The 26,588-nt window shown below is 66.1% G+C and carries 22 protein-coding genes; 11 read left to right on the forward strand and 11 right to left on the reverse strand.

Features of this window, described 5'->3' with window-relative positions:
- The first annotated feature begins 22 nt into the window (after positions 1 to 22).
- Both THPRO_RS15020 and THPRO_RS15025 read left to right on the forward strand, forming a co-directional pair.
- Positions 23 to 1,192 carry an aldo/keto reductase gene (locus tag THPRO_RS15020; RefSeq protein WP_065089821.1) on the forward strand — a complete coding sequence of 390 codons (1,170 nt, stop codon included), beginning with the start codon at positions 23 to 25 and terminating at the stop codon, positions 1,190 to 1,192.
- A gap of 26 nt (positions 1,193 to 1,218) precedes the next feature.
- Positions 1,219 to 2,787 (forward strand): endonuclease MutS2, encoded by a 1,569-nt coding sequence (locus THPRO_RS15025; protein ID WP_065089822.1) that lies wholly within the window; start codon positions 1,219 to 1,221, stop codon positions 2,785 to 2,787.
- A gap of 39 nt (positions 2,788 to 2,826) precedes the next feature.
- Here THPRO_RS15025 and THPRO_RS15030 read toward each other — a convergent pair whose 3' ends face one another.
- The 8 genes from THPRO_RS15030 to THPRO_RS15065 all read right to left on the reverse strand — a co-directional run bounded on the left by THPRO_RS15030 (position 2,827) and on the right by THPRO_RS15065 (position 13,023).
- The gene (locus THPRO_RS15030; protein ID WP_038091169.1) at positions 2,827 to 3,234 is read right to left on the reverse strand and encodes a DUF4332 domain-containing protein; all 408 of its coding nucleotides are present in this window, start codon (positions 3,232 to 3,234) and stop codon (positions 2,827 to 2,829) included.
- Positions 3,235 to 3,348: 114 nt separating this feature from the next.
- The gene (locus tag THPRO_RS15035) at positions 3,349 to 4,722 is read right to left on the reverse strand and encodes a glutamate decarboxylase (RefSeq protein WP_065089823.1); all 1,374 of its coding nucleotides are present in this window, start codon (positions 4,720 to 4,722) and stop codon (positions 3,349 to 3,351) included.
- A gap of 8 nt (positions 4,723 to 4,730) precedes the next feature.
- Complete coding sequence (locus THPRO_RS15040) at positions 4,731 to 6,161, reverse strand: amino acid permease (RefSeq protein WP_052064491.1); 1,431 nt, start codon at positions 6,159 to 6,161, stop codon at positions 4,731 to 4,733.
- A gap of 138 nt (positions 6,162 to 6,299) precedes the next feature.
- Positions 6,300 to 8,015, reverse strand: a complete 1,716-nt coding sequence (locus tag THPRO_RS15045) for a thiamine pyrophosphate-dependent enzyme (protein ID WP_038091173.1) — start codon at positions 8,013 to 8,015, stop codon at positions 6,300 to 6,302.
- A gap of 32 nt (positions 8,016 to 8,047) precedes the next feature.
- Positions 8,048 to 9,736, reverse strand: a complete 1,689-nt coding sequence (locus tag THPRO_RS15050) for an FMN-binding glutamate synthase family protein (RefSeq protein WP_052064492.1) — start codon at positions 9,734 to 9,736, stop codon at positions 8,048 to 8,050.
- A 100-nt stretch (positions 9,737 to 9,836) separates the two neighbouring features.
- Positions 9,837 to 10,670 carry a hypothetical protein gene (locus THPRO_RS15055; protein WP_145930882.1) on the reverse strand — a complete coding sequence of 278 codons (834 nt, stop codon included), beginning with the start codon at positions 10,668 to 10,670 and terminating at the stop codon, positions 9,837 to 9,839.
- Positions 10,671 to 10,742: 72 nt separating this feature from the next.
- The gene (locus THPRO_RS15060; protein ID WP_065089824.1) at positions 10,743 to 12,035 is read right to left on the reverse strand and encodes an NAD(P)/FAD-dependent oxidoreductase; all 1,293 of its coding nucleotides are present in this window, start codon (positions 12,033 to 12,035) and stop codon (positions 10,743 to 10,745) included.
- 49 nt (positions 12,036 to 12,084) lie between these two features.
- Positions 12,085 to 13,023, reverse strand: coding sequence for a sulfur oxygenase reductase family protein (locus THPRO_RS15065; RefSeq protein ID WP_038091271.1), 939 nt, complete (start codon positions 13,021 to 13,023; stop codon positions 12,085 to 12,087).
- 284 nt (positions 13,024 to 13,307) lie between these two features.
- Here THPRO_RS15065 and THPRO_RS15070 point away from each other — a divergent pair, with 284 nt between their 5' ends.
- From THPRO_RS15070 to THPRO_RS15090, 5 genes are all read left to right on the forward strand, one after another.
- On the forward strand, positions 13,308 to 14,009 hold the full coding sequence (locus tag THPRO_RS15070) for a VIT1/CCC1 transporter family protein (protein WP_038091179.1): 702 nt from the start codon (positions 13,308 to 13,310) through the stop codon (positions 14,007 to 14,009).
- 95 nt (positions 14,010 to 14,104) lie between these two features.
- Positions 14,105 to 15,961 carry a dihydroxy-acid dehydratase gene (gene ilvD, locus THPRO_RS15075; protein WP_065089825.1) on the forward strand — a complete coding sequence of 619 codons (1,857 nt, stop codon included), beginning with the start codon at positions 14,105 to 14,107 and terminating at the stop codon, positions 15,959 to 15,961.
- Between the two features lie 42 nt (positions 15,962 to 16,003).
- Complete coding sequence (locus tag THPRO_RS15080; protein WP_038091187.1) at positions 16,004 to 16,804, forward strand: NYN domain-containing protein; 801 nt, start codon at positions 16,004 to 16,006, stop codon at positions 16,802 to 16,804.
- A 46-nt stretch (positions 16,805 to 16,850) separates the two neighbouring features.
- Positions 16,851 to 17,495: a LysE family translocator gene (locus THPRO_RS15085; protein WP_201787007.1), complete on the forward strand. Its 645-nt coding sequence runs from the start codon at positions 16,851 to 16,853 to the stop codon at positions 17,493 to 17,495.
- Between the two features lie 150 nt (positions 17,496 to 17,645).
- On the forward strand, positions 17,646 to 18,425 hold the full coding sequence (locus THPRO_RS15090) for a DODA-type extradiol aromatic ring-opening family dioxygenase (protein ID WP_038091191.1): 780 nt from the start codon (positions 17,646 to 17,648) through the stop codon (positions 18,423 to 18,425).
- A gap of 30 nt (positions 18,426 to 18,455) precedes the next feature.
- On the opposite strand, the gene THPRO_RS15095 is transcribed toward THPRO_RS15090, so the two are convergent.
- Positions 18,456 to 19,043: a CBS domain-containing protein gene (locus THPRO_RS15095; protein ID WP_038091200.1), complete on the reverse strand. Its 588-nt coding sequence runs from the start codon at positions 19,041 to 19,043 to the stop codon at positions 18,456 to 18,458.
- Between the two features lie 113 nt (positions 19,044 to 19,156).
- On the opposite strand from THPRO_RS15095, the gene THPRO_RS15100 reads away from it, so the two are divergent.
- Together THPRO_RS15100 and THPRO_RS15105 are read left to right on the forward strand one after the other, a co-directional pair.
- On the forward strand, positions 19,157 to 21,049 hold the full coding sequence (locus tag THPRO_RS15100; protein ID WP_038091204.1) for an ATP-binding cassette domain-containing protein: 1,893 nt from the start codon (positions 19,157 to 19,159) through the stop codon (positions 21,047 to 21,049).
- Positions 21,050 to 21,523: 474 nt separating this feature from the next.
- Complete coding sequence (locus THPRO_RS15105; protein ID WP_145930883.1) at positions 21,524 to 22,810, forward strand: DEAD/DEAH box helicase family protein; 1,287 nt, start codon at positions 21,524 to 21,526, stop codon at positions 22,808 to 22,810.
- A gap of 9 nt (positions 22,811 to 22,819) precedes the next feature.
- Here the strand turns inward: THPRO_RS15105 and THPRO_RS15110 are convergent, their stop codons facing one another.
- On the reverse strand, positions 22,820 to 23,578 hold the full coding sequence (locus tag THPRO_RS15110; protein WP_065089826.1) for an SDR family oxidoreductase: 759 nt from the start codon (positions 23,576 to 23,578) through the stop codon (positions 22,820 to 22,822).
- Complete coding sequence (locus THPRO_RS15115; protein WP_065089827.1) at positions 23,575 to 24,327, reverse strand: M48 family metallopeptidase; 753 nt, start codon at positions 24,325 to 24,327, stop codon at positions 23,575 to 23,577. The genes THPRO_RS15110 and THPRO_RS15115 overlap by 4 nt, the downstream gene beginning before the upstream one ends.
- Positions 24,328 to 24,491: 164 nt before the next feature.
- Here THPRO_RS15115 and hemG point away from each other — a divergent pair, with 164 nt between their 5' ends.
- Entirely contained in the window at positions 24,492 to 25,856 is a 1,365-nt protein-coding gene (gene hemG / locus THPRO_RS15120; RefSeq protein ID WP_038091206.1) for a protoporphyrinogen oxidase, read from the forward strand.
- On the forward strand, positions 25,853 to 26,578 hold the full coding sequence (locus THPRO_RS15125; RefSeq protein WP_038091207.1) for a cupin domain-containing protein: 726 nt from the start codon (positions 25,853 to 25,855) through the stop codon (positions 26,576 to 26,578). The genes hemG and THPRO_RS15125 overlap by 4 nt, the downstream gene beginning before the upstream one ends.
- The last annotated feature ends 10 nt before the right edge of the window (positions 26,579 to 26,588 follow it).

A 26,588-nucleotide genomic window follows, 5' to 3' on the forward strand; every position in this document is an offset into this window, starting at 1 on the left:
CGACCAGGGGACTTGAACGACCGTGACCACCGATCCTGCCGCCCACGCATTGCTGCCCGGCTATGCCAACGCCAAGGCGACCCAGGCCTACGCCCAGGCCCACATCGAGGCCGGCGACGCCGCCGAGGGACATTACAGCGATTTCCTGCGCGTGCGCATGCGTCTGTCCAGCCTCGGCGTGGGTACCTTCGGTGGCAGCGCCGAGCCGGCGGTGGATGCGCGCATCGCGGCGGCGGTTGCCGAAGCGTTGATCAAGGGCGTCAACGTCATCGATACCGGCGCGCATTACCGCTACGGTCGTTCGCTGGCCGCGGTCGGTGCCGGTATCCGCGCCGCCGTGGCACAGGGCGTGCCGCGCGAAGCCATGTTCCTGATGTCCAAGGGCGGCTTCCTGACCCTGCGGGGCGGGCCGCCCGCCGACATGGCCGGCTGGTTCGAGCGCGAGATCGTCGCCGCCGGTCTGGGTACGCGCGACGACCTGGCCAAGGGCGCGCACCTGCTGACTCCGGAGTACATCAACTATCAGCTCGAATTGTCGCGTCATCTCATGGGCGTGGAAACGCTTGATGCCTTCCTGGTCGATCAGCCCGAGGTGCATATCCCGGAAATCGGCAAGGAAGCGACGCACCGCAAGCTGGCCTCCGTGTTCGAAGTGCTCGAGCGCGCGGTGCAGGAAAAACGGCTGCGGGTCTACGGCATCAGTACCTACGACGGGCTGCGCGTGGAGACCGACGACCCGAAATTCGAGTCGTTGACCGCCATGATCGGTCTGGCCGAGGGCGCCGCGCAGCGGGTCACCGGCGACGAGCACGCGCGTCATCATTTCAAGATCGCGATGCTGCCCTTCAATCAGGTGATGTCCGAAGGGTTCACGCGCTTCAATACCGCCACGGGGCAGGGCAATATCGCTTCCCCGCTGCAGGCGGCCTATCAACTCGAGGTTTATGTAATGGCCAGTCATACCCTGTTCAAGGGGCATCTGGCGCAGCAGTCGGTGGGGCCGGTGGCGGAATGCATGCCGGAGCTTGCCAATCCGGCGCAGCGCGCCATGCAGTTCAACCGTTCGACGCCCGGACTCGGCACCTCGCTGGTCGGCCTCAGCACGCCAGAGCATCTCGCGGATCTGCTGGCGGCCGCGCGGGTACCGCCGATGCCGCGCAAGGCCTATCTGGCCATGTACCAGAAGGCCTGAGTCGCGGATTTGCCGCCGGAGGGACGATGTACGCCGATCTCAAGCCGCTCGAATTCAACGCCATTCGCCGCCTGCTGGAGCGCCTGAGCGCGACGCCCTACGGCGCCGACGCCGCGCGCGGCCTGGAGCCTGCGCCCGACCTTGAGGTGGCGCGACGCATGCAGCGTTCGGTGGATGCCGCGCGCGCGCTGCTCGATGCCGGGCGTCGCCCGCCACTGGGCGCGCTGCCGGACATTCGCGCGGCGCTGCGCCAGGCCTCGACCGTCGGCGCCTCGCTGTCCGGGCAGGCGCTGTTCAACGTGCAGGCCGTGATGGCCGCCTGTGACAAACTGGCCGACGCACTGCGCGAGGATGCGGCGATTTTTCCGGGTCGGTTGGAAGACTTGCGTCCGCCCGCAGCGCTGGTCGAGCGGCTCGAACGCACGCTGGTCGGCGCCGGTACCCTGCGCGACGATGCCAACGAGGCGCTGGTGACCTTGTTCGGGGAACGCCGCCAACTGCGCGATGAGGCCGAGTCGGTGGTGCGCCAACGCATGCAGCGCGAGGATGTCCGCGCCCTGTTCGAAGACGGCGAGAAGGTCGGCTGGCAGAACGAGCGCGCCGTGGTCGTGGTGCGTGCGACGGAGGCGGAGCGTATCAAGGGCGTGCGTCGCGGCAGTGCGATGGGCGGGCGCGACGTGGCGATCGAGCCGATGGAGGCGGTGCCGGTCAACAATCGTCTGGAGGCCGTGATGGGGCGTATCGGCACCGAACAGCAGCGCCTGTTCCGCGACGTGACGGCACAGGTGCGCGAACACGTGGAGGCACTCCAGGCCATGCTGTCCGCGTTGACCTGGATCGATCTGGCGCTGGCCGCCGGGCGCCTCAGCCAAGCGATGAACGCGCACGCGCCACGCCTGAGCGACCGCGCCGAGGTCGAGCTTAACGAAGCCTATCACCCGTTGCTGCTGGCCCAATTCGTCGACGGCAGCGGCCCGCGGCCGGTGCCGCTGACGGTACGGCTGGACGCGCGCGACCGCCTGCTGGTCATCACCGGGCCGAATACCGGCGGCAAGACCGTGGCGCTCAAGACCCTGGGGCTGCTCGTCGCCATGGCCTATTGCGGTCTGCATATCCCCGCGGAGCGCGATTGCGTGATCGGGTGCTATGCGCGCCTGATCGTGGATGTCGGCGATCATCAGAGCCTGCATCATCACCTGTCCACCTTTGCCGGTCACGTCGAGGTGCTCAAACGGGTGCTTGAAGAGGCCGACGGCAGCACGCTGGTGCTGCTCGACGAGCTGGGCACCGGCACCGATCCGGAAGAGGGCGCCGCATTGGCCATGGCGGTGCTCGACGAACTCGGCGCGCGCGGGGTACAGGGCGTAGTCAACACCCATCTGTCGCCGCTCAAGGAATACGCTGCCGACCGGGAGGGCTTGCGCAACGCGTCGATGCATTTCGATGCGCAAACCATGCGCCCGACCTACGAACTGCGTATTGGCGTGCCGGGCAAGTCGCTCGGGCTGATCATCGCCGAGCAGAACGGGTTGCCGTCCGCGCTGGTGGCCGGCGCGCGCGCTCACCTGCAACGTCTGGCGGCCGGACATGACTGAGCGGCGCCGACGGCAGCCGCCCAGTCGTGTGAACCGACCCTAGTACTGCAGCCGGCCGCCGATCCGCTTGGCTTCGGCCACCCAGCTTTCGACCTCGGCGCGCGTGGGCGAACGTCCTGCCACCTTTTGCTGGTCGTTTACCTCACTCATCTTGGCGTGCAGGTTGTCGGGGCGGCGCGTGGCCAGCTCCTTGACGGTATCGACCCCGGCATGCTCCAGCAGATCGCCGAACACGCCGGCAACGCCCTTGATGCGGGCCAGATCGGCGCGGTTGGCCAGCTCGAGGATGTCGCGTTCGCTCGCGCCGGTGTCCGCTGCCAGCCGCTTGCGTCCGACCGGTGTGGCCGCGCTGTCGAGCAGCTTGTCGGAGTTGGTGATCCCGCCCTTTTTCAGTTTTTCCGCCAGGCCTGCGTTCATGCCGCGCAGTTTGCCGATGGATACGGTCATGGTGTAGCCCTCTTGTGATGTGGAATGCCTTCGCGGCCGTGGCGTCGATTTGCGATCCGGCCGTCTATTGGCATAGCACATCGGGCGGGCGTTGCCATGTGACGACTATGGTGTTCAGCCGTGGTGGAAATGCCCGTCGGCCTGTCTGGGTTGGGCGGGCGGGGCGGCGTCGAGATCCGCGACCACCTGGGCGAGGTCGGCGAGCAGCAGGTCCGCCATGTCGCGCGAGAAGCCCTCGCGCACCACCACACGCAGTACGGCGACGCTTTCGGCGTCCGGCGGTAGGGTGTAGGCGGGTACCTGCCAGCCGCGTACGCGCAGGCGCTCGGACACGTCGTACACGGAATAGCGCGAGGCGTCCTTCAGCCGGAAGGCGAACACCGGGATGCTCGATCCGTCGCTGAGCAGTTCGAACGGGCCGAGGCCGGCGATCTTCGCCGACAGCTCGGTGGCGACCTCGCGCAGCGTGGTCATGATGCGCGTGTAGCCGGCGCGGCCGAGGCGCAGGAAGTTGTAGTACTGGCCGACGATCTGGTTGCCGGGGCGCGAGAAGTTGAGGGTGAAGGTCGGCATGTCGCCGCCGAGATAGTTGACGTGGAACACGAGGTCCTCGGGCAGGTGCTCCTGGTCGCGCCACACGGCCCAGCCGACGCCGGGGTAGACCAGCCCGTACTTGTGGCCCGAGGCGTTGATCGAGACCACGTTGGGCAGACGGAAGTCCCAGCGCAGATCGGGGTGGATGAAGGGCGCGACGAAGCCGCCGCTGGCGGCGTCGATGTGCAGCGGCACGGCCAGCCCGTGCGCCGCGTTGTGCGCGACCACGGCGTCGTGGATGGCCTCGATCGGCTCGAACTCGCCGGTGAAGGTGGTGCCGAGGATGGCGACCACGCCGATGGTGTTCTCGTCGATGCGCTCGACCACTTCCTCGGGCGTGATCACGTAGCGTCCCTCGCGCATGGGGATGTAGCGCGGCTCGACCTCCCAGTAGCGGCAGAACTTCTCCCACACCACCTGCACGTTGGCGCCGAGGATCAGGTTGGGTTTGGCAGCCGGCTGGCCTGCGGCCTCGCGGCGCGCACGCCAGCGCCACTTGAGCGCCATGCCGGCGAGCATCACCGCCTCGCTGGAGCCGATCGCCGACACGCCCACCGCCGCACCGTCGTCGGGCGCGTTGAACAGCCGCGCGATCATGTTGACGCAGCGCGTCTCGATCTCCGCGGTCTGCGGGTACTCGTCCTTGTCGATCATGTTCTTGTCGAAGGTCTCGGCCATCAGCCGCTCGGCCTCCGGTTCCATCCAGGTGGTGACGAAGGTGGCGAGATTGAGGCGCGCGTTGCCGTCGAGCATGAGTTCGTCGTGGATCAGCTGGTAGGCCGTCTGCGACGGCAGCTCGCCTTCCGGCAGGGCGTATTTGGGCACCGGTTCGGACATGGCGCGGGAGCCGTAGGTGGGCGCCAGGGCGGCGTCGGGCAGCAGTTTCTTGACCATGGTCGTGATCACTCCGTTTGCGCGGCGGGCGCCCAGGCAGGGCGGCGCCAGCGATTGAGCAGCAGGGGAAAGGCGAGCATCAGCGCGAGGGTAGCGAGCATGGCGGGGGCGTAGGCGCCTTCGGGCACGCCGCCGCCGGGCGGCAGCAGGCCGATGAGCAGGCAGGCGAGGGTGGTGACGAAGCCGGTGCCGGCCACCAGCCACAGGCCCCAGGTGCGCCCGCCGGGCACGCGGTAGGGGCGCGGGGCGTCGGGTTCGACGTAGCGCAGGCGAATGGCGGCGGCGAACAGCATCAGGTACATGGCGGCATACAGCACCACCGCCGCCGAGGTGAGCAGCAGGAACGCGGTGTTGACCGAGGGCACCAGCAGGAACACCAGCGCCACCGCGCTCATGGCCAGCGCCTGCACGATCAGCAGGTTGCGCGGTACGCCCTGCGCGTTCACCTCCTGCAGCGCGGGCGGCAGGTTGCCCGCACAGCCGGCGGCCCACAGGCCCTTGACCGGGCCGACCACCCAGGTGCTGACCTGCCCGGCAGCGCCGAGGGCGACCAGCAGCGCGGCGACCGGCACCAGCGCGCCCAGCCCCCAGGTGTCGAACAGCGCCTGCAGTGCCTGTACGCTGCCGGACACGAGGTCGAGCTGTGCCTTGGGCACCACCGCGGCGACCGCCAGCCCGCCGGCGAGGGTGACGACGAAGCCGAGCACGGCGGCGGCGAACACGGCGATGGGATAGTTGCGGCGCACGTCGCGCACCTCGCGGGCATGGCTGGCCGAGACCTCGATGCCGACCACGCCGAAGATGAAGCTCAGGAACAGCACCAGCGACTGCTGCGGCTGGGCGAGCGGCAGCCAGTTGCCGAGCGTCGGCGCGAGGTCGAGATGCACGGGACGACCCTGTGCGACGTAGACCGCGGCGAGGGCGATCAGCACCGCACTCGGCAGCAGCACGCCGGCGCCCAGGCACACGCTGGAGATCAGCCCCGAGGCGCGCGTGCCGCGCAGGTTGGCCAACGTCGCCGCCCAGTACACGGCGAGGATCACCGCAACGATGAAATAGCGGTCGTTCGCGAGCCGCGGGTCGAAGGCGTAGGCCAGGCTGGCGGCGACGTAGGACAGGATCGAGGTGATGCCGAACAGGCTCTGCACCCACTGCAACCAGACCGCGGTGAAGCCCCACTGCGTGCCGAAGGCCTCCTCGAGCCAGTGGAATACGCCGTTGCGCGGCCAGGCGGTGGCCAGCTCCGCCGAGACCAGGGCGATGGGAATCAGAAATGCGAATACCGTGACCGCGTTGAAGAACACCATCTGCAACCCGGTCGCGGCCATCATCGGCATGTTGCGCAGGGTCAGGAACAGCGCCGCGGTCATCAGCGTGAGTGTGACGACGCCGAGATGCGATGCGCGGGACCCGGTTCCCGCAGCGGACGGTTCGGACATGGAGGCTGTCCTGCGTTTCAGGTGAGCACCGTTGCGGTCGGTTGATCTGCGTGGCCGCCGCGCCGGACTTGGCGCATTATCGCGTCGGTTCGTTCAAGCGGCGGTGCGCGACGTTGAAGCGGTGTGAGTCCATGACGTCTACCGCCAGAAGTTGTTTTTCAACAGCGTCAGGAACTCGTCCGCACGACCGTTCAGGATGGCCTTGGTGCCGAAGATCGCGGTGGAAGCCACCTGCGAGGCTTCGACCTTGGGCGGCATGACCAGTTCCATGCGGTTCACCTTGACGTCGAGGAGTGCAGGGCCGTCGTGCGCCAGCCAGCGATGCATGGCTTCCTCAAGCGCGTCGGCGTGCTCGACGCGCGCACCGAACAGGCCGCAGGCCTCCGCCATTTTCGAAAAATCCGGATTCTTGAGTTCGGTGTAGCTGTCGAGCAGGCCCTCGATGCGCTGTTCCATTTCGACGAAACCCAGGGAGCCATTGTTGAACACGAGGATTTTGACGGGCACGGATTCCTGGACCAGTGTCAGCAGATCGCCCATGAGCATGGTCATGCCGCCGTCACCCGACAGGGCGATGACCTGGCGTCCCGGTTGGGCCAGCGCCATGCCGATGGCTTGCGGATAGGCGTTGGCCATGGTCCCGTGCAGCAGGCTGGTCAGGAAGCTGCGCTTGCCATTGGCCTGGATGTGACGTAACAGCCAAACCATGGGCGATCCGCCGTCGGCGGTGAATGCGGCATCGCCATCGGCCAGCCGGTCGAGCGTCGCGGCGACGAATTGCGGGTGGATCAGGGTCGCGTCGGGTTCGTCCGTGGTTTTATCCCGCCGCTTGAGGTCGTCGGCGTAAGTGTCGAGTGCCTTGCGCAGATGTGTGTCGTCCGATTTGGGGGCTATGCGGGGCATCAAGGCGTCGAGCGTCGCGCCGACATCCCCGACCAGGCCGAGGTCGATGGGCGAGCGGCGCCCCAGATGGGTGACCTCGGTGTCGATCTGCACGATCTTCGCGTGGTCGGGATAGAACTGTGTGTATGCGAAATCGGTACCCAGGCAGATGAGCAGGTCGCAGTCGTTGACCGCCTGGAAGCCGGCCTTGTTGCCGAGAATGCCGTTCATGCCGACATTGTGCGGGTTGTCGTGTTCGAGGAATTCCTTGGCGCGCGTGGTGTGCACCAGAGGTGCCTTGAGGCGCCCGGCGAGCGCAACGGCCTGGTCGCGGCCCGAGCGCGCGCCGATGCCGGCGTACACGGTGATGCGTTCGGCCTCGGCGATCAGTTCGGCAAGACGGTCGAGTTCGGCATCGCCCGGTCGGGTGACCGGTGTGGTGCGGTGTACCGCCCAGGGTAGTGCGTCCTGGGCGCGTTCCTTGAACATGTCGCCGGCGACGATGACGACGGCAACCCCGTGTTTGTTGAGCGCCGCCTGGGCCGCCATCGCGGTGATACGGCGCGCCTGTTCGGCGTGGGCTATTTCGGCGCAGAACACGGAGCACTGTTCGTAGATCCTGCGTTGGTCGAGTTCCTGCGGGAAATCCAGCCCGCGTTCGCGGCGGTCGATGTCCGAGGCGATGAGCAGGACGGGGGCGCCGTTGCGGTGACTTTCGAAAATGCCGTTTACAAAGTGCAGACTGCCCGGGCCGCAGGTGCCTGCGCAGACGCTCAATTCGCCGGTGAGATAGGACTCGCCGCCTGCCGCCAATGCGCCGACTTCCTCGTGGCGCACATGCACCCAGTCGAGCGGTGAGCGGCGCATGGCATCCGTGAGATGGTTGATGGTGTCGCCGACGATGCCGTAGCAACGTTTTGCGCCGGCCTGAACGAGGGTGTCGACGATGATTTCGGAAACGGTGGTGGACACGATTGACTCCTCTTCGGTCTGAGCGCGGATGATCAGTAGTCGGGTTCTGACGTGCGCGGCGCATGACGACGGGCGACATCGAGCTCGATCCGCGGCCGGAAGCTGTGCGGATCGGCAGCTTCCCACCACTGCGCGTAGGCGGTTTCCCGCGGCGCGTCGAGCAGCACGTTCTCGGGCAGGAATTCCCAGATGTGGTCCAGCGGCAGCGACTTCGAAGCGCTGATGCGATGGTGGATGTGATGGGGGCGCAGGTCGCTGGGGTGTTCGAGTCCGGTGGCGGCGACGATTTCCATCAGGGCTTCCACGGTGGCGCCCTGAAAGTTGGCCGCGCGGTGGCCCTGGATTTCAGGGTCGAGGCCGCGCATGCGCGCCGGATCCTGGGTGGTGATGCCGGTGGGGCAGGTGCCTGTGTGGCAACGCTGTGCCTGGATACAGCCGATGGAAAACAGAAAGGCGCGCGCGGCGTTGCCCCAGTCGGCGCCGATGGCGAGGCATTCCGCCAGCCCGGCGCCGGAATGGAGTTTGCCGCTGGCGGCAAGCTTCACCTGTCCATACAGGCCGCTGCCCACCAAGGCGTTGCGTACCACGATGAGACCATCGAGCAGCGGCATGCCGACGTGGTTGGAGAGTTCCAGCGGCGCGGCGCCGGTGCCGCCTTCGGCGCCGTCAACCACGATGAAGTCGAGCAGGATGCCAGTCTCACGCATGGCCTTCATCACGGCCATGACCTCGTGCGGCTGTCCGACGCAGAACTTGATGCCCACCGGTTTGCCGCCGGACAGTTCGCGCATGTGGGCGGCGAACTCGAGCATTTCGACGGGCGTGCCGAAGGCGGAATGACCACGTGGCGAGAGGCAGTCCTGATGCATCGGAACCTTGCGCGTGTCGGCTATTTCCTGTGTGACCTTGGCGCCTGGCAGCAGGCCGCCGTGGCCGGGTTTGGCGCCTTGGCTGAGCTTGATTTCCGTCATGCGGACGCTGTCGCGACAGGACTGTTCGGCAAACAGCTCAGGGTCGAACCGACCCTTTTCGTCGCGGGCGCCGAAGTAGCCGGAGCCGAGTTCCCAGACGAGATCGCCGCCATGCTTGAGGTGGTAGGGGCTGATGCCGCCCTCACCGGTGTCATGGTAGAAACCGCCTCGCTTGGCGCCGAAGTTGAGCGCCTCTATGGCATTGGCCGACAGCGCACCGAAGCTCATGGCCGAGATGTTGAAGACCGCTGCGTCATAAGGCCTGCCGGCCTGGTTGCCGCCGATCCGCACCCGAGGGTCGCGGTCGGTTTCGGCGCTGGGGGCCATCGAGTGGCCCACCCAGACGTGTTCCCCGGAATAGACATCCAGTTCGGTGCCGAAAGGATGCGTGCTGGAGCCGCGCTCGGCGCGCTGGTAAACCAGGCGTCGGGCCTCGTAGCTGTAGGGCGTGCCCTCTTCGTCGTCTTCCACCATGTAGGCGCGGAAGAAGGGGCGCAGATCCAGTGCCAGCCAGCGAAAGCGCGTGGCCACCGGGTAGTTGGCGAGCAGCGCGGAGCGTGCCTGCAACATGTCGTGCACGCCCAGGGCGAGAACCGCGACGGCGATGGCCAGCAGGATCAGCCACCAGGCGCTGTAAAGGAAAGTGAGCAGGAGGGCCAGGATGCCGAGTAGCCCAGCTGCAAGGGGGATGGCGGCGCGCTTGAGGCCGCTGGTGCTGCCATAGCCGCGCAGTGCGTCGGTGGGGTTCATTGGGCGGTCCTTTGGAGGCTCTTGTGATCAGAGTGCCTCGTTGTGCCGGGAAATGGGCGCGCACGGCGGATGGTATGTGCCGCCGTGCACGCGCCTGACTTCAGTGTGGGTTTTCCAGATGCCTTTCCAGGTATACCGGTAATACGGAGAGTATGCGCAATCCCTTCTGAACTTCCTTATCGCGCAGCAGGTGCAGCATGCCGGCATAGCCGCCGAGCCGGTCCTCGTCCGCACGCGCATCGAGCAGCGCGGCCTGGGCACTGTGCAGCAGGCGCACGGAACGGTCGATGGCATCGCCTGGCACGGCCCGGGCCAGGACGCCGATCAAGGATTCCAGATCGACACCTTCCTCGAGTCCGGCGACAGATTCCGCAAGATCCCCCAAGCGACTGAGTTGGCCGCTGCGGTAGAGGCGTCCGAGCTGCACCATGGCTTCGGCCAAGGCCTCGTCGCTCGAGTGGCGTTGCAGGAACTCGGTCAGATGGGCGGCCCTGCCGGTCAGATCGCCAGACAGTTTTTCGTCGACGAAGTCCGCGACCAGCCGCGTCTTGCGCAACAGTGTCAGCGCGAATGCAGCGTCCGCCTTGATTTCCTCGGCAGGCAATTGGCTGAGGCGCTCGATCCACTGGCCGACCAGAGGTAGCAGCACGCCTAGGCTGTCGGCAACGAATTGCGCGTTGTCACGCAAGAGATCGAGCAGGCCGGCTTCATTGAGCGCGGCGAAAGTCTCGGCCAGTTTCTCGGCCAGCGTCGACAGGTCGTTCGAGCCATCCAGCGCGCCGATACGGTCGATCGCGGCGGTTAACGGCTCGGCGGCTGCGCCGTCCAGCAATGTGCCGAGCCAATGGCCGAGATCGCCCATGCGAGCGAGCCCGGCCCATTGTTGATCGGTCAGCGGGGAGTCGTTCCCCGACGGTGTCTTGGCATGATTCATATCCGGGCTCTCCTCTTGTGAGTGTCTGTGGAGACGGCCGGCCGCACCCGCGGCCAGCATGTCCGGATGTGCTCAGGAGGCGAGACGCTCGGCCACGAGTTGGGAGAAATCCAGGCCCCATTCCGGCATTTTGCCGCGGGTACGGAAGAACAGGTTCTTGTACTGCATCTTCAGCAGAAACGGCATGTGACCCATCTTGAGTACCTGTGTGTCGCCGCCGAACCAGCTGTTGGACCGGATATAGAAAGCCTGGTTGTCTCCCATGTCGCCGATGCAGTACACCACCGGCCGCAGCGGCGTGTTGGCGGCCGCCTCGCTCATGCGACCGACCGCATGGGCGATCTGACGACCGACGATTTCGCATTGCTGGTGCCCGATGGCGCCGAGCTTGGGTACGGTCACCGCGGCGGCATCGCCGGCCGCAAACACTTCGGGGTATTGAGGGTTGCGCATCAACAGGTCCGTGACGATGAACCCTTCGCTGTCGCTGATCGGAAGATCGCGCAGGCAGTCGTGAGCGACCCAGTCCGGAAAGATGATCTTCAGCTCGGCTTCCAGGGTCTGGCCATTTGCCAGCTCCACGCCCTCGGATGTAACGCGGGTGACGTCCTCTGCATTGTTGACGTAATTGAAGCCCATGCCCGAGGCGGTCTCCAGCAGTTGGCCGACGACCTTGTCGCCGGCATCCTCGGCGATCATTTCGGCTGGCGTGAAGACGGTGATCTTGTCCGGTCCGCCCTGTCCGGTCCGGCTAAGATAGGTTGCCGCGGAAAGCATCATCTCGACCGGCGGCCCCTCACAGGCCGCGAGCGCTTCGGGAATGCTGCCGCCAGGATAGGGCGCCAGACCCTTGGCGCCGTCGCCTTGATGGAAGCGCGCCGAACCGATGGCGATCGGCCCCCCCTGGTAGCCGCCTTCCCAGAGTTTTTTGCGCAGGCGGTTGCCAAGATAAAGATCGCTGACGCTGTCGCCGTATTCGGCGAAACCTTCGATGCGGTCGTAAGCCAGCCGATTGCCCAGGGCGATCACGAGGTAGTCGTAATGCATGCGTTGCGTGGCCGCACCGGGGCGTTCGGAGGGCGTGTACGTCACTTCGCGGCTATCGACATCGATGGCCTGAATTTCGCCCTGCACAAAATCGATGCCGTCTTCGTCCAGTACCGGAAAAAGATCCAGGCGCTGATTGTGTGCAGGATCCCTGTTCCCGAAGACGTCGGCGGGTATGTTCGGAATGAAAAGTAGGTAGTGCTTGCGGTCGATCAGGGTGATATCGACGGCATCGCCAGCGTGTTTTCGTATTTCCTGGGCGGCGCCGAGGCCGGCGAAATTACCGCCCAGTACGAGTACGTGCGGTTTGTCTGACATGTTCACCTCCGTGGATCGTGTTTTGTCGGTGGCTTTTCGGATTTCGCGCTTATTGCGCGAGATGTCGTCGCCACAAACCTTGTTCCATCATCGGTGCGAAGAATGCGTAATAAGGGCCTCGATCCAAATGAGCAAGTACGCCGTCGTTATGGATTTTCCTCAATTCGTAATCGACCATGGCATGACCCAGGCCCATGTGCGCATGTTCGGGCGATTCCCATTCCATGTGTACCAGATACTGCGTGGGCGTTTGCGGCGGTATCGGCGGCTGATCGTGGATGGCGTCGCCATAATTGGTGTTGTAATCGGGAGGATTGGCGCCCAGCGTTGCCTTCAGCATGCCTTCGGGATCGAGTTGGAACGAGCCGATGGCCGAGACGCCGAACTGCTTGAGCACCATCCAGCCGATCATGCCGGGTACGTTTTCCTTCATCCATTCAAGGGTTTGAAAGGCGCCTTTTTCGAAGTCGGTTTCATGGCCGTGCATCACCCAATGATCGCCGACCACCACGGCACGCTGCGAGGCAAGGGCCACCTTGGGCACCTGCTCCTCCTTCGCGAAGGCATTGCCGAGCGCCTGAGGCACGTCGGTCATGCTCACGATTTGCGGCAAGTCGGAGCGCACGACCTCGAAATACGGCTCCCAAGGGCCTTCGATCACCATGTCGAGGCAACTGCCGCACAGTTCGTAAATTTCCTTGAAATTGTCGTGATGCATTTCCTCGTGGGAACGCACGTCCTGCCATACGGTGTATTGGTACATACCGATTGGGTTGAGTGTCTCGCGCATGTCGACAGAGCCGCCGCCATAACGTCCGGCCATGGGGTGAATGCCAGTCTGGATGAGTTGCTCGAAACCCAGAAACCCAGGATGAGATGCCGTGGTGATGCAAACCTTGGGGCCGACTTTCATCATGGTGTCGAAACTGTCGGGCGTGTTGCTCACCTTGCTCATGTTGATCGCGATAATGGGGTTCTGATTGGTCATGAAACCTCCCTTCATTCCCATTGAATTTTGGGGCGAAAATTTCGTCCCTTGCCATTATTGCGACTAATGTGAATTGATTTTGTTCAGTATTTCCCATGGCTGTTCGAGTAATTTTTTGAAAATAGACGTTTGCCCGTGTGGTCGACAGGCCTGTTTTTGCCGGTGCTCGCGCGATCCGGATGCGCAATATCAAGGGGTAAGTGCGGGAGGCGGATGGTCTATCTTGTGGCGTGCGTTAAGACGTATCCTTGCGCCCTTGTCCCGTTTCCCCGAGGTACTGCGTCGTGACCACCGTTCATCGCGAAACCCATCGTACGCATCGCATAGGTTGGCTGCGCGCCGCCGTGCTCGGCGCGAACGACGGCATCATCTCGACGGCGAGCCTGATCCTGGGCGTTGCCGCCGCCAACGCCAGTCATGCGTCGATACTGGTGGCAGGCGGTGCGGGGCTGATGGCGGGTGCGATGTCGATGGCCGCGGGAGAATACGTATCCGTGAGTTCGCAGGCCGACACCGAGCGTGCGGACATCGAGCGCGAGCGACTCGAGCTGGCGCACAACGAATCCCACGAGCGCGCGGAACTGGCCGCGATCTACGTATCGCGCGGACTGGATCGCGATCTGGCGGGGCAGGTGGCCGACCAGCTCATGGCCCACGATGCGCTGGCCGCGCATGCGCGTGACGAGCTGGGCATTTCGGAAGTGCTCAATGCGCGTCCTGTGCAGGCGGCGATGACTTCGGCCGCGACCTTTGCGGCCGGGGCCGTGCTGCCGCTGGCCACTGCGCTGCTTGCGCCACCAGGCGCGCTGGCCTGGTGGGTCGCGGCCGCCTCTCTCGTGTTTCTGGCCGCGCTCGGCGCGCTTGCGGCGCGTACCGGCGGCGCATCCCTGGTTGTGGGGACGGCACGCGTCGCCTTCTGGGGCGCGCTGGCGATGGGCGTGACCGCCGGCGTCGGCGCCTTGTTCCATGCCGGTGCCGGCGTATGAGATCGGTGGCTTGGCGGAGTGGGCACGATTCGGTCTAAACTGGCCGTTTAACGGCCGCGCCCGCGGCCCGTATCAAAGTTGTTGAGGGGTTCGAAATGCCGCAGTACCGCTCCCATACCACCACCCACGGCCGCAACATGGCCGGCGCCCGCGCGCTGTGGCGCGCCACCGGCATGAAGGACGGCGACTTCGACAAGCCGATCATCGCCGTCGCCAATTCCTTCACCCAGTTCGTGCCCGGGCACGTGCATCTCAAGGACCTCGGCCAGCTGGTCGCGCGCGAGATCGAGAAGGCCGGCGGGGTGGCCAAGGAATTCAACACCATCGCCGTGGACGACGGCATCGCCATGGGCCACGGCGGCATGCTGTACTCGCTGCCCAGCCGCGAGCTGATCGCCGATGCGGTCGAGTACATGGTCAACGCGCATTGCGCGGATGCGCTGGTGTGCATCTCCAACTGCGACAAGATTACCCCCGGCATGCTGCTGGCGGCGATGCGCCTCAACATCCCGGCCGTGTTCGTGTCCGGCGGGCCGATGGAGGCCGGCAAGGTCATCGCCAAAACGCCGGGCGCGGAAAAGATCATCCACCTCGATCTGGTCGACGCCATGGTGGCTGCCGCGGACGACAGCAACAGCGACGAGAAGGTCGAGGAATACGAACGCTCGGCCTGTCCGACCTGCGGTTCGTGCTCCGGCATGTTCACCGCCAATTCGATGAACTGCCTGACCGAGGCGCTCGGCCTGTCGCTGCCGGGCAACGGCTCGCTGCTCGCCACCCACGCCGAGCGCGAGAAGCTGTTCCTGGAGGCCGGGCGACTGGTGGTGGACATCGCCAGACGCTACTACGAGCAGGACGACGCCAGCGTGCTGCCGCGCAGCATCGCCAGCTTCGACGCCTTCGAGAACGCCATGAGCCTCGACATCGCCATGGGCGGCTCGACCAATACCGTGCTGCACCTGCTCGCCGCCGCACAGGAGGCGGGCGTGGACTTCGATATGAAGGACATCGACCGCCTGTCGCGCCGCGTGCCCAACCTGTCCAAGGTCGCGCCGTCCAGCCAGTACCACATGGAGGACGTGCACCGCGCCGGCGGCATCATGGCCATTCTCGGCGAGCTGGATCGCGGCGGCCTGCTGCACCGCGACGTGCCCACAGTGCACAGCCGCACCCTGGGCGAGGCCATCGAACGCTGGGATGTGCGCCGCGCCGCCGAGGCCGAGCAGGCGCTGTTCTACGCCGCGCCGGGCGGCGTGCCGACCCAGGTCGCGTTCAGCCAGTCCGCGCGCTGGGATGCGCTCGATCTCGACCGTGAGAACGGCTGTATCCGCGACATCGAACACGCCTACTCCAAGGACGGCGGGCTGGCCGTGCTCTACGGCAATCTGGCCGAGGACGGCTGCATCGTGAAAACGGCCGGCGTCGACCAGAGCATCCTGGTGTTCGAGGGGCCGGCGCGCATCTTCGAGTCCCAGGACGCCGCCGTCGAGGCCATCCTCGCCGATCGCATCCAAGCCGGCGACGTGGTGCTGATCCGCTACGAAGGCCCCAAGGGCGGGCCGGGCATGCAGGAAATGCTCTATCCGACCTCGTACCTGAAGTCCAAGGGCCTGGGCAAGGCCTGCGCCCTGGTCACCGACGGCCGCTTCTCCGGCGGTACCTCGGGGCTGTCCATCGGTCACGTCTCGCCCGAGGCGGCCGAGGGCGGCAACATCGGCCTGGTCGAGGAAGGCGACATCATCGCCATCGACATCCCGCATCGCAGCATCCGCATCGCGATTAGCGACGAGGAACTGGCCGCGCGCCGCGCGCGCATGGAGGCCCGCGGCAGCGATGCCTGGAAGCCGGTCGGGCGCAACCGCCCGGTCAGCGCCGCGCTGCGCGCCTACGCCGCCATGACCACCTCCGCCGCCAAGGGCGCGGTGCGCGACGTGAGCCAGGTCGAGCGCTGAGTCCGTGACGCTTGCCGCGGCATGCCGAAAGGTTGGCGAGCGATGAACGGGACCCACCGCATGGTGCGCAACGAGGTACCGGAGCATTCGCTGCGCTTGGCCGTGCTGATCGACGCGGACAATGCCCAGGCTTCGGTCATCGAGGGGCTGCTGGCGGAAGTCGCGCGGTTCGGCGAGGCGACGGTGAAGCGCATCTACGGTGATTTCACCTCGACGGCGAGCGCGCAGTGGAAGAAGGTGCTGAACCGGTATTCGATCAAGCCGGTACAGCAGTTCGCCTACACCACGGGCAAGAACGCGACCGACAGCATGCTCATCATCGATGCGATGGATCTGTTGTACACGCGTCGTTTCGACGGTTTCTGCCTGGTATCCAGCGACAGCGATTTTACCGGTCTGGCGATGCGCATTCGCGAGGAAGGGCTGACCGTGCTGGGCTTCGGCGAAAAGAAGACTCCCGAGGCCTTCCGCAATGCCTGCCACAAGTTCGTGTTCACCGAGATTTTGCGCCCGGGCGCACAGCGCAAGCGCGCGTCTTCCGAGTCCCATAAGGCGGAGACGCCTGCCGTTGCCGCCATTGAGGGGGCGGAACAGGAGTTCCCGCGCGAATTCGTGCTGGAAGCGCTGGAACAGGCCAGCGACGATTCCGGCTGGGCGAACCTCGGCACCTTCGGCAGCTATCTCAACAAGCTGCAGCCGGATTTCGACGCGCGCCTGTATGGATTCAAGAAGTTGAGCGAGCTGGTCAAGGCCATGCCGGACATTTTCGCCATCGACATGCGCAAGGTGTCGGGCTCCAACACAAAAACGATGTACGTGCGCGACAAGAAGCTCAAGGATTGAAAGGCATGTGCATTCATGTTCAAACCGAGTCGACCGGGAATCGCAGTTGATCACTGACTCGTCTTACTGGGTGCTGTTCTTTACTGCCGCGCTGGCGATCAACATCTCGCCGGGACCGGATCTGATCTACGTCCTGTCGCGGACGGTGGCGGAAGGCCGCAGGGTCGGTTTCGCGTCGCTGCTGGGTATCTGGACCGGCGCCCTGGTGCACGTGTCGGCCGCCGCGTTGGGTCTGGCGGCCCTGCTGGCCGCCTCGGACGTCGCCTTTGCGGTGGTGAAGTACGTCGGCGCGGCCTACCTGGTATACCTCGGACTGCGCGCGTGGCGTGCGCAGGCGCCGGTGCTGGACAAGGAGCAGAAACATGACAGGCGCGTCACGCCATGGATGGCGTACCGCCAGGGTGTGGCGGTGGACCTGCTGAATCCCAAGGCGGCGATCTTCTTTCTGGCATTCCTGCCGCAGTTCGTACGCCCGGAAGCCGGGCACGTGTCGGCCCAGATCATGCTGCTCGGCGTGCTGGTGATCGCGGTTGCCGTGGTGGTGGAATCCGCCGCCATGCTGCTCGCGTCGCGACTGACCCGAACGCTGCGCGGCAATGCGCGCGCTTCACGCTGGCTGCAGCGCCTGCTCGGCTCGGTCCTGGTCGGGCTGGGCGTCCGGCTGGCCTTGATCGGTCACCGCTCTGCCTGAAGCAGGCCGTGTCAGGTCGGCACTGGCGGAACCGGGTAGATGAGCGCTGATGCTGGACGATTTGCCCGCATCCGCGCGTCGTGTATCTTGCTGCGAAACGATCTGACGCAAGACTCCGTCGTCGTACGCCTTCGATCCCGAGGTGATGTCATGACTACACGCGCACCCAGTCTATTCGTCTCGCACGGTTCGCCGATGATGCCCTTCGAGCCGGGGCCCGCGCGCGAGGCTTTGCGCGCGCTGGGCACGCAGTACCGTCCCCGGGCCATACTGTGCGTGTCGGCGCATTGGGAAACCGCGCAGCCGGTGCTCGGCGGCGCAACGCAGCCGGGCACCATTCATGATTTTTATAACTTTCCGCCGCAACTGTACGAACAGCGATATGCCGCGCCCGGCGACCCCGCCCTGGCGGCGCAGGCCCGCGGGCTGCTGCGAGAGGCGGGTTTCGAGGCAATGGTGGACGGTGCGCGCGGGCTCGATCATGGCGCCTGGGTACCGTTGATGTTGATGTATCCGCAAGCCGCGATACCCGTGGTCCAGCTGTCGGTGCAGCCGTCGCTGGATGCCGCCCACCATCTGCGTCTGGGGCGCGCGCTACGCGGCTTGCGCGACGAAGGTGTCATGATGCTGGCGAGCGGTGGCGCCACGCACAACCTGCGCGACCTGCGCATGCCGCCGGACGACGATCCCCCCGCGGCCTACGCCGCGGGTTTCGACGACTGGCTGGCCACTGCCGTCGAGGCGGGAGATGCGGATGCACTGACCGCTTATCTGACGCAGGCGCCCGAGGCGCGGCACAACCACCCCACGCCGGAGCACTATCTGCCGCTGCCGGTGGCGCTCGGTGCGGCTCATGCGCCACGGGGGCGCGTGCTCCACCGTTCCTTCGTGTTCGGCACCCTGTCGATGAGCAGCTTCGTCTGGGACTGAGCGAGCGCTTCCTGCAGATCGGGAGCGGCCTTAGTGGTGGATCAGATGCTCCAGTTCGGCCACGCTCTGCGCGATGCCGGTGGGTTCGAGGCGGGCGCCGAGTTGTCTGCCGATCTGTTTGAGCGAGAACACGCCGCATACGGCATGTCGGCCGCGCGCATCCTGCTCCGAAACCAGCGCATGCTGGCGACCCGACTCGCGCAGCGCGGCGACCACATCCGCCACGCGTGCCTGTTCGACCTCGCGCAGATCCATGACCTGGATTTCGCTGGCCGGCGTCATGATGTGTTCCACCCTCAGCTGGTCATGGGAGATGTGCTCGCGAGCTGCAACCGCCATGGGTTTTTCGCCGAGCAGGTCGGTGGCGGTGATCAGTCCGGCGACGGTGTCGTTGCGGTCGAGCACCAGCAGCAGACGTACGCTGGTGTGGATCATGCGCTGATGAGCACTGTCGAGCGTCGCGCCGGCGACCGTGGTCACGGCCTTGACGCGCCGGAGGTCGGTCATGACCTCGCGCGCCGGGCCGTCGACGGCTACCCGCTCGGGTTGGCCGCTGTCCCAGGGCACCACGGTTGTGCCGGGATGCAGCGGGTGAGGATGCAAACGCTGTGCGGACATCGGATGGCTCCCTTCGGACTGGCGTCCGGGTTGCGGTTTTCGGGGTGGGCGGCAGCAGACGCGCGGTCTGCTAAGATGTGCCACCTTACGCGCTATTTCCGAGATTCTTCCCTATGCCTTTGCTGACTTTGCGAGCCGTCACCCTGACCCTGGGTGGCGCGCCGTTGCTCGATCGCGTCGATCTGGGCATCGATCCGCAGGAACGCCTGTGCCTGGTCGGGCGCAACGGCGCGGGCAAGTCGACGCTGATGCGCCTGATCGCCGGCGAACTGCAGGCCGACGACGGCGAGATCGTGCGTCTAGGCAGTCTGCGCGTCGCCTATCTTGGACAGGAAATCCCGCGCGACGTTCGCGGCAGCGTGTACGAGGTGATCGCCGACGGCCTGGGCGAACTGGGCGCGCTGCTGGCCGAATACCATCGCCTGAGCGAGTCCCTGGGCAACGGCGCAGGGGAAGACGACCTGACTCGCCTGGAACGCGTGCAGCACGCCCTGGAGGCGCAGGACGGCTGGAACCTCGGGGCGCGCGTGGATGCGGTCGTGTCGCGCCTGGATCTGCCCGGCGAGGCCGCCTTCGAGGCCCTCTCCGGCGGCCTCAAGCGGCGCGTCCTGCTCGGTCGCGCGCTGGTGACGGATCCCGAGTTGCTGCTGCTCGACGAGCCGACCAACCACCTCGATATCGAGGCCATCGAGTGGCTGGAGGATTTCCTGCGCAATTTCCCCGGTGCGGTCATGTTGGTCACGCACGACCGCGCCTTCGCCGACGCCCTGGCGACCGCCGTGCTCGATCTCGACCGCGGCAAGCTGACCCGTTACGCCTGCGGCTATCGGGAATACGTGCGGCGCAAGGCCGAGGACCTTGAGGTCGAGGCCGCCCAGGCCGCCGAATTCGACCGCCGCCTCGGTATCGAGGAGGCCTGGATACGCCAGGGCATCAAGGCCCGGCGCACCCGCAACGAAGGCCGGGTGCGGGCGCTCAAGGCGATGCGCGAGGAGCATCGGGAGCGCCGGGTGCGTACCGGGCAGGCTCGCTTGGCGGTGGATGCCGGTGGTACTTCCGGCAAACTGGTGGCCGAGGCCGAAGGCGCGAGCATCGCGCTGGGCGGACGCACCATCGTGCGCGATCTGAACCTGACGCTGCTGCGCGGCGACAAGCTCGGCATCATCGGTCCCAACGGCGCCGGCAAGACCACGTTGCTGCGGCTGCTCACCGGCGCCCTGCAGCCGGATGCCGGCCATGTGCGTCTCGGCACGCAGTTGTCCGTGGCCTATTTCGACCAGCAGCGCGAACAGCTCGATCCGGAAAGCACGGTGGTGGACGCGGTGGGCGAGGGCAGCACCCAGGTCACCGTGAACGGCCAGTCCAAGCACATCATGGGCTATCTGCAGGATTTCCTGTTCAGTCCGGCGCGTGCGCGCACGCCGATCCGCGCGCTTTCGGGCGGCGAGCGCAACCGCCTGTTGCTGGCCAAGCTGTTCACTCGCCCGGCCAACCTGCTGATCATGGACGAACCGACCAACGATCTCGACGTCGAAACCCTGGAGCTGCTCGAAGGACTGCTCGTCGAATACGCAGGCACCCTGATCCTCGTCAGTCACGACCGCGTGTTTCTCGACAACGTGGTGACCAGCACCCTGGCCTTCGAGGGCGACGGGCGTTTCGTCGAGTATGTGGGCGGCTATCAGGATTGGCTGCGCCAACGTCCGCAGACGACGGTCGAGCCGGCGACGGTCATCCGAAGCGGCGGCACGGCCGCCCGATCGGCGCCGGCGAAGCCTTCGCGCAAATTGAGCTATAAGGATCAGAAGGAGCTCGACAGTCTGCCCGAGAAGATCGCCGCGCTTGAGTCGGAAAAGGCCAGCCTTGAAACTTCGCTGGCCGACCCCGATATTTACCGCGATGCGGAGGCCGTGCGCGAAAGACGCCTGCGCCTGGAGCGCATCGAAGGCGAACTCGAAGTCGCCTTCGAACGCTGGGAGACCCTGGAATCGGCGGCAAACGCTTGATCGCAGGCCGACAGGCACCCATCCAGAGGACGCCAAGTCCAATCGATCATTGGCCAATGGCGTATGGCTGGTGATCGTCGCAGTGGGGGCGTATAGTGCGCGGCTCAAACAGTGCGTTTTTCGCGTTGACTAGATTTGTCCGCCATACCCGTCCCAGTCCGGCGTCCATCGACGCCGTGTCGGGTGATTGATCCACGAGACCCGCCGATCATGGTTGCAGCCTGGGCCGTTCGCAACCTCCGCGTCCGTGGAACCGAAGCGTCTTTTGAATTTTAAGGCGAATGAAAGACTTCGAAACCTGTTCGGGCAATCCATCCACCGGATGTCGGCGGTCGCCGGCCGGGTGAATGCGTGTTCCCGTCGTATCGCGAGCCAAACCGCCCATGGCGTAAGCCTGTCCGGCGCGCCGTCGAAAGCGGCGGCCCGGGGATGACCTGTCCCCGCGGGTGATCGCTAGGAAAGAGGAAAGCTATCTTGGCAGAATCATTTGCAGACCTGACACTGGCGGCTCCCTTGCTGGCCGCGGCCGAGGAAATCGGCCTGGTCGCCCCTAACGAGATGCAGTCCCGGCTGATTGCCGCCGTCACCGGCGGCCGCGACGTGCTGGCCGTGACGCCGGCCGGTAGCGGCGGGACCACGGGCTATCTCCTCGGGTTGATGCAGCTTCTCCTGACGCAGCAGCCTCCCGAGGGACGCGGCCCACGCGCACTGATCCTCGCGCCGACGCGCGACCAGGCCATGCAGATCGGACGCATGATCAAGCAGCTCGGGCACGATACCCGTCTGCGTTTCGGCACGGTGGTCGGGGGGCGCCCGTATCCGACCCAGCATCAGCTGCTGCGGCGCCCACTGGATATTCTCGTGGCGACGCCGGGGCGACTCATGGATCATATCCGTCGTGGCCGTGTCCCTTTCGAACGACTGCGCCTGCTGCTGCTCGACAAGGCCGACCAGATGCTCGATATGGGACTGGGCAGCGAAGTGTATAGCATCGTCGACGCCGGCGGGGAGCAACTCGATCAGACGATGATCCTGTCCGATGCACCCAACGACGCAGTCGGACTGCTGGCCGCCCGCTTGACGCAGGATGCCGAATCTGTGGGGCAAGGCGACCCGCTTCCCCAGCCAATCGCCGATACGGCATCCGCGGGCAGGGTGACGCAAGAAGACGAGGATGCATTCGAGGAAGACGACCGGCAGCCGGCCAGTCTGGCCGCGGATGGCGAGCGCCCCCGCGGACGTACGCCGAGAGCCAAGTCCTCGTCGCGCGGTGCGCGGCGCTCAGGGACGGTCGGCAATGGCGCCCAGGGCGGCAACGGCAAGCCGGGTGCCTCGGCCAAACCGCCGAGAGGGCCGAGAACGCCCCGGCAGGGCGGCGGGCAGAAGTCCGGCGGGCAGGGATCGTCCGGGCAGGCTCAGGGCGGCAAAGGCAGCAACGGCAAAGCCGCCAAGGGCGGTCTGCGCGGTCCGGGGCGCCGGGTGGCCGGCGGCGCCCAGGGGCAGGGCGGCCGAGGCCGGAGACCTTCCGATGTCCGTTTCCCGAGCGATTACGCTTCAGGGCCGGGCGGCGCGGCCAAGGCCGCGCCGGTGGAACCGCGAGGCCCGCAGCCGAACGAACCGGTACAGTATTCCGCGGACTACGGATTCTCCGTGGCGCCGGGCGCGCGCAAGCCGGTCAATGTGGTGTATCGCAGCAAGAGCCGCCGCCGCCGGGAAGAGGGTGACGAAGGCGACGGCAAGGCCGAAAACGTGACCGAATAGCGTTCTCGGTCAACGCCCCTCGCGATGGACCGCGAAGGGTCCCCATGCCTGATCCGTGGGCATGATTTCCAGAACATTGATGTTTACATGTGACGGCTGGGTCGTGACCCAGTGCACGGCCTCGGCAATGTCCTCGGCGAGCAGCGGTCGCGTGCCCGAATAGACCGAGCCGGCCTGCTCGGCATCGCCCTTGAAACGCACCAATGAGAATTCGGTCTCGGCCATGCCGGGTTCGATATTGGTCACGCGTACGCCCGTACCTAGCAGGTCCGATCTCAGGTTGCGCGAGAACTGCTGTACGAAGGCCTTGGTGGCGCCATAGCAGTTGCCGCCGGGATAGGGCCAGCTGGCCGCGACCGAACCGAGGTTCACGACGTGTCCGCATCCGCGCTCGACCATGCCGGGCAGGAGCATGCGGGTGACGCTCATCAGTCCTTTGACGTTGGTGTCGACCATTTGTTCCCATTCGTCCAGGTCGGCCCGTTGAGCCGGCCCCAGCCCGAGCGCGAGGCCCGCATTGTTGACCAGTACGTCGATCTCGGCGTAGGCGCCCGGCAGTCCGGCCACGGCGTCTGCCACCGCGTCGCGGTCGCGGACATCAAGTACGAGTGGCAGCACGCGATCCGGGGGTAGGGAGGCGGCCAGTGCCTGCAGTCGCTCGCGTCGCCGCCCGCTGGCGACCACGCGCCATCCGGCTTCCGCGAAACGACGGGCAATGGCCTCACCGAAGCCTGAGGTCGCGCCGGTGACGAAGAGGGTTTTTGTCATGCTTTGACTCCCGATGGGGGATGAGTGGGGGCGCGCTCCAGCCAGCCCGGCAACATCGCCGCGGCACGATACAGGGCGCGCCGGTGTTCGCGCCATGCCGGGTCGGCTTCCGCGACGACCGCCCAGAAGGCGGGTGAATGATCCAGGTGGCGGATATGCGCCAGTTCGTGAATGACGACGTGCCGCATCAGGGCGGGACTCAGCAGCAGAAGCTTGGCATTGAGGCTGATATCGCCGTGGCGGTTGCAACTGCCCCAGCGGCTGCGTTGCAGACGCACGCTCAGGCGCCCATGCCGCAGTCCCATCGACTTGGCCTGCGCGGACAGGAGCGGATGCAGAACGGTGCGCGCACGCTTGCGTAGCCAGGCGCTGAGTAGGTCGTGCCAGGCATCTTGCGTGCGCCAGTCGCCGCGAAGTCGCAGGCCATCGGTCGTTTCCAGTAGCCGCGGCGGGGTGCGCGCGTTCCGGTCGACGGGTTCCGCATGCACCTGCAGGTCGAGTCCGGCGGCCGGCAGTAGCAGGCGTTCGGGCGGTCCGGGTCGTGCCGGCAGCGGCAGACGCGCGAGTTGCCGCTCGATCCACTGGCGTTGCGATTCGACGAAATGCAGCGCATGGGCCTGGCTGATGCCGTGCGGCACGGTGACCACCACGCCGCGCCGGGGCGATACGCTGATACGCAGCCGCCGCGCACGTTGCGAGCGGCGAAATTCCCAGTGTTCCAGCCAGCCTAGGGGGGGCGTTGCAGTCATGTTCGGCGCGGTCGTGTGGCGGTCGTGTGGCGGTCGCTGGCGCTTGGGCGCTGGCTGAGCAGTGTAGAACGAGGGCGGCGAAAGATGCCAGCCGCTAGCGGCTTGGCAAGTCGGTCCGGAATCGGGTACAAGGGGGCTTCGCGGATACCCCTGATGATCGCTGCATGAACGATTTTCTTATCGTCGGCGCAGGTATTTCCGGGCTGACGGTGGCCTGGACACTGCGTCGGCGCGGCGCACGCGTTCGGCTGCTGGAGGCGGATGCGTTGGCGGGCGGCAAGATCCGCAGCCGACGTCGCGACGGTTTCCTGCTGGATGCCGGCCCCAATTCGCTGCTCGACCGCGGCGAAGGCCTGGGACGCCTGATCGATGCGCTTGGCCTGGGCGAGCGTGTGGTCGAGGCCAATACCCTCGCGCAGCGTCGCTATGTGGTGCGCGCCGGGCGTGTCATTGCTTTGCCCACAAGCCTGATGGCCTTCGTGCGCACGCCGCTGTTCAGCCTGGGGGCCAAGCTGCGCCTGTTGAGCGAACCCTGGCGTGCGCGCGCCGAGCATGACGAGAGCGTTGCCCGTTTCGTCAGGCGGAGACTGGGCCCGGAATTTCTCGATTGGGCGGTCGATCCCTTCGTGTCCGGCGTCTATGCCGGAGATCCCGAACGCCTGTCGGTGCGCGCGGCCACCGGCCGTATCCATGCCCTCGAGGCGGAAGCCGGGTCGCTGTTTCGCGGCGCACTCAGACGCGCGCGCCAAGGGCGGGCCAGCGGCCCCGTGCCGAAAGGGCGGATGATCAGTTTCCGTGAGGGCATCGGCGAGTTGACCGATGCGCTGGCCGAGGCCATGGGCGATGACCTGCTCGTTTCGCGGCCGGTGCATGCCCTGCGGCGCACGGATCGCCACTGGGTTGCCGAGACGTCGCAAGGGGCCGAAACGGGCGAGACGCTGGTGCTGGCCGTGCCCAGCTTCGCGGCTGCCGATCTGCTCGATCCATTCGATGGCAGGCTTGCCGCCCAGCTGCGTGAAATCGAATATCCGGGCGTGGTCAGTCTGGCGCTTGGGTTTGCGCGCGAACAGGTCCGCCACCCGCTGGATGGTTTCGGTCTGCTGATTCCGAGTCGCGAAGGATGCGAAACGCTGGGCGTGCTGTTTTCGTCCACGCTCTTTCCGGATCGGGCCCCCCCGGGACGCGTGCTGTTGACCGCCTTCATCGGCGGCGCCCGCAATCCGGCCGCCACGGCGCGTGACGACGCGGCGTTGATCGCGACCGCGGTCGACGATCTCGGTCCATTGCTCGGCTTGACCGGTGCGCCGGTGTTCAGCGAGGTAAGCCGATGGCCGAGGGCGATACCGCAGTACACGGTTGGACATCTCGATCGCATGGCAAACATCGCGCAGGGCCTGAACGGGCTGCCGGGGCTTCAGGTCGCGGCCAACTGGCGCGGCGGCGTCGCCGTCGGCGATTGCATCAACAACGCTCTGTCTCTGGCGGACACGCTGCTGCCGCCCGTCAGCCCCGGAGACGGCCAGGCATGAGCGCATCGCCGCCGCAGCACGACATCAACGCGGATCCGGCGCGGCGCGCCCGGGTCGACAGCGCCAGCATGGTGTGGCAGCCGAGCCCCAGCGGTACGGTCTGGCGTAAGCCTTTTTACCGAGAAGGCGGCGAATTCGGGCCGGTGACCGGCGTGGTGCGCTATGCGCCGGGCGGGCGTTTTCGTTCGCACGCGCATCCGGCCGGGGAGGAAATCCTGGTGCTTGACGGCGTGTTTTCGGACGAGCACGGGGATTATCCGGCGGGCACCTGGCTACTCAATCCGGAAGGCTATACGCATGCGCCAAGCTCCGAGCCTGGTTGCGACATTCTGGTGCGCCTGCGTCAATATCCGGGCGGCGGGCGTGCGCGTCTGCAGGTGCAGACGCGCACTGCGCCTTGGCGGGCGGCAAGCGCGGCGGGTTTGAAGTTGCAGCCGTTGTATCGCGAGGCCGGGTTCCCCGAATACGTGGCCTTGGCACGTTTGGCACCGGGCTCGGTCCTGTCCGAGCTGTGTTTCCCTGCGGAGGTGGAATATTTCGTGCTTGATGGTTCATTGCACGTGACGGATGCGGAACTGGTGCCAGGTGGCTGGCTGAGGCTGCCGCCGGAAACGCCGCATGCGCCTTCCAGTCGATCGGGGGCATTGTATTATCTGCGCCTCGGCAGGGTTACGGGCGGTGTCTACGCACCCTTCGAAGCGAATCTTGAAGGATCATGGTGAGGATGTTTGC

Origin of the sequence: Acidihalobacter prosperus (assembly GCF_000754095.2) — a bacterium.
Classification (GTDB): domain Bacteria; phylum Pseudomonadota; class Gammaproteobacteria; order DSM-5130; family Acidihalobacteraceae; genus Acidihalobacter; species Acidihalobacter prosperus.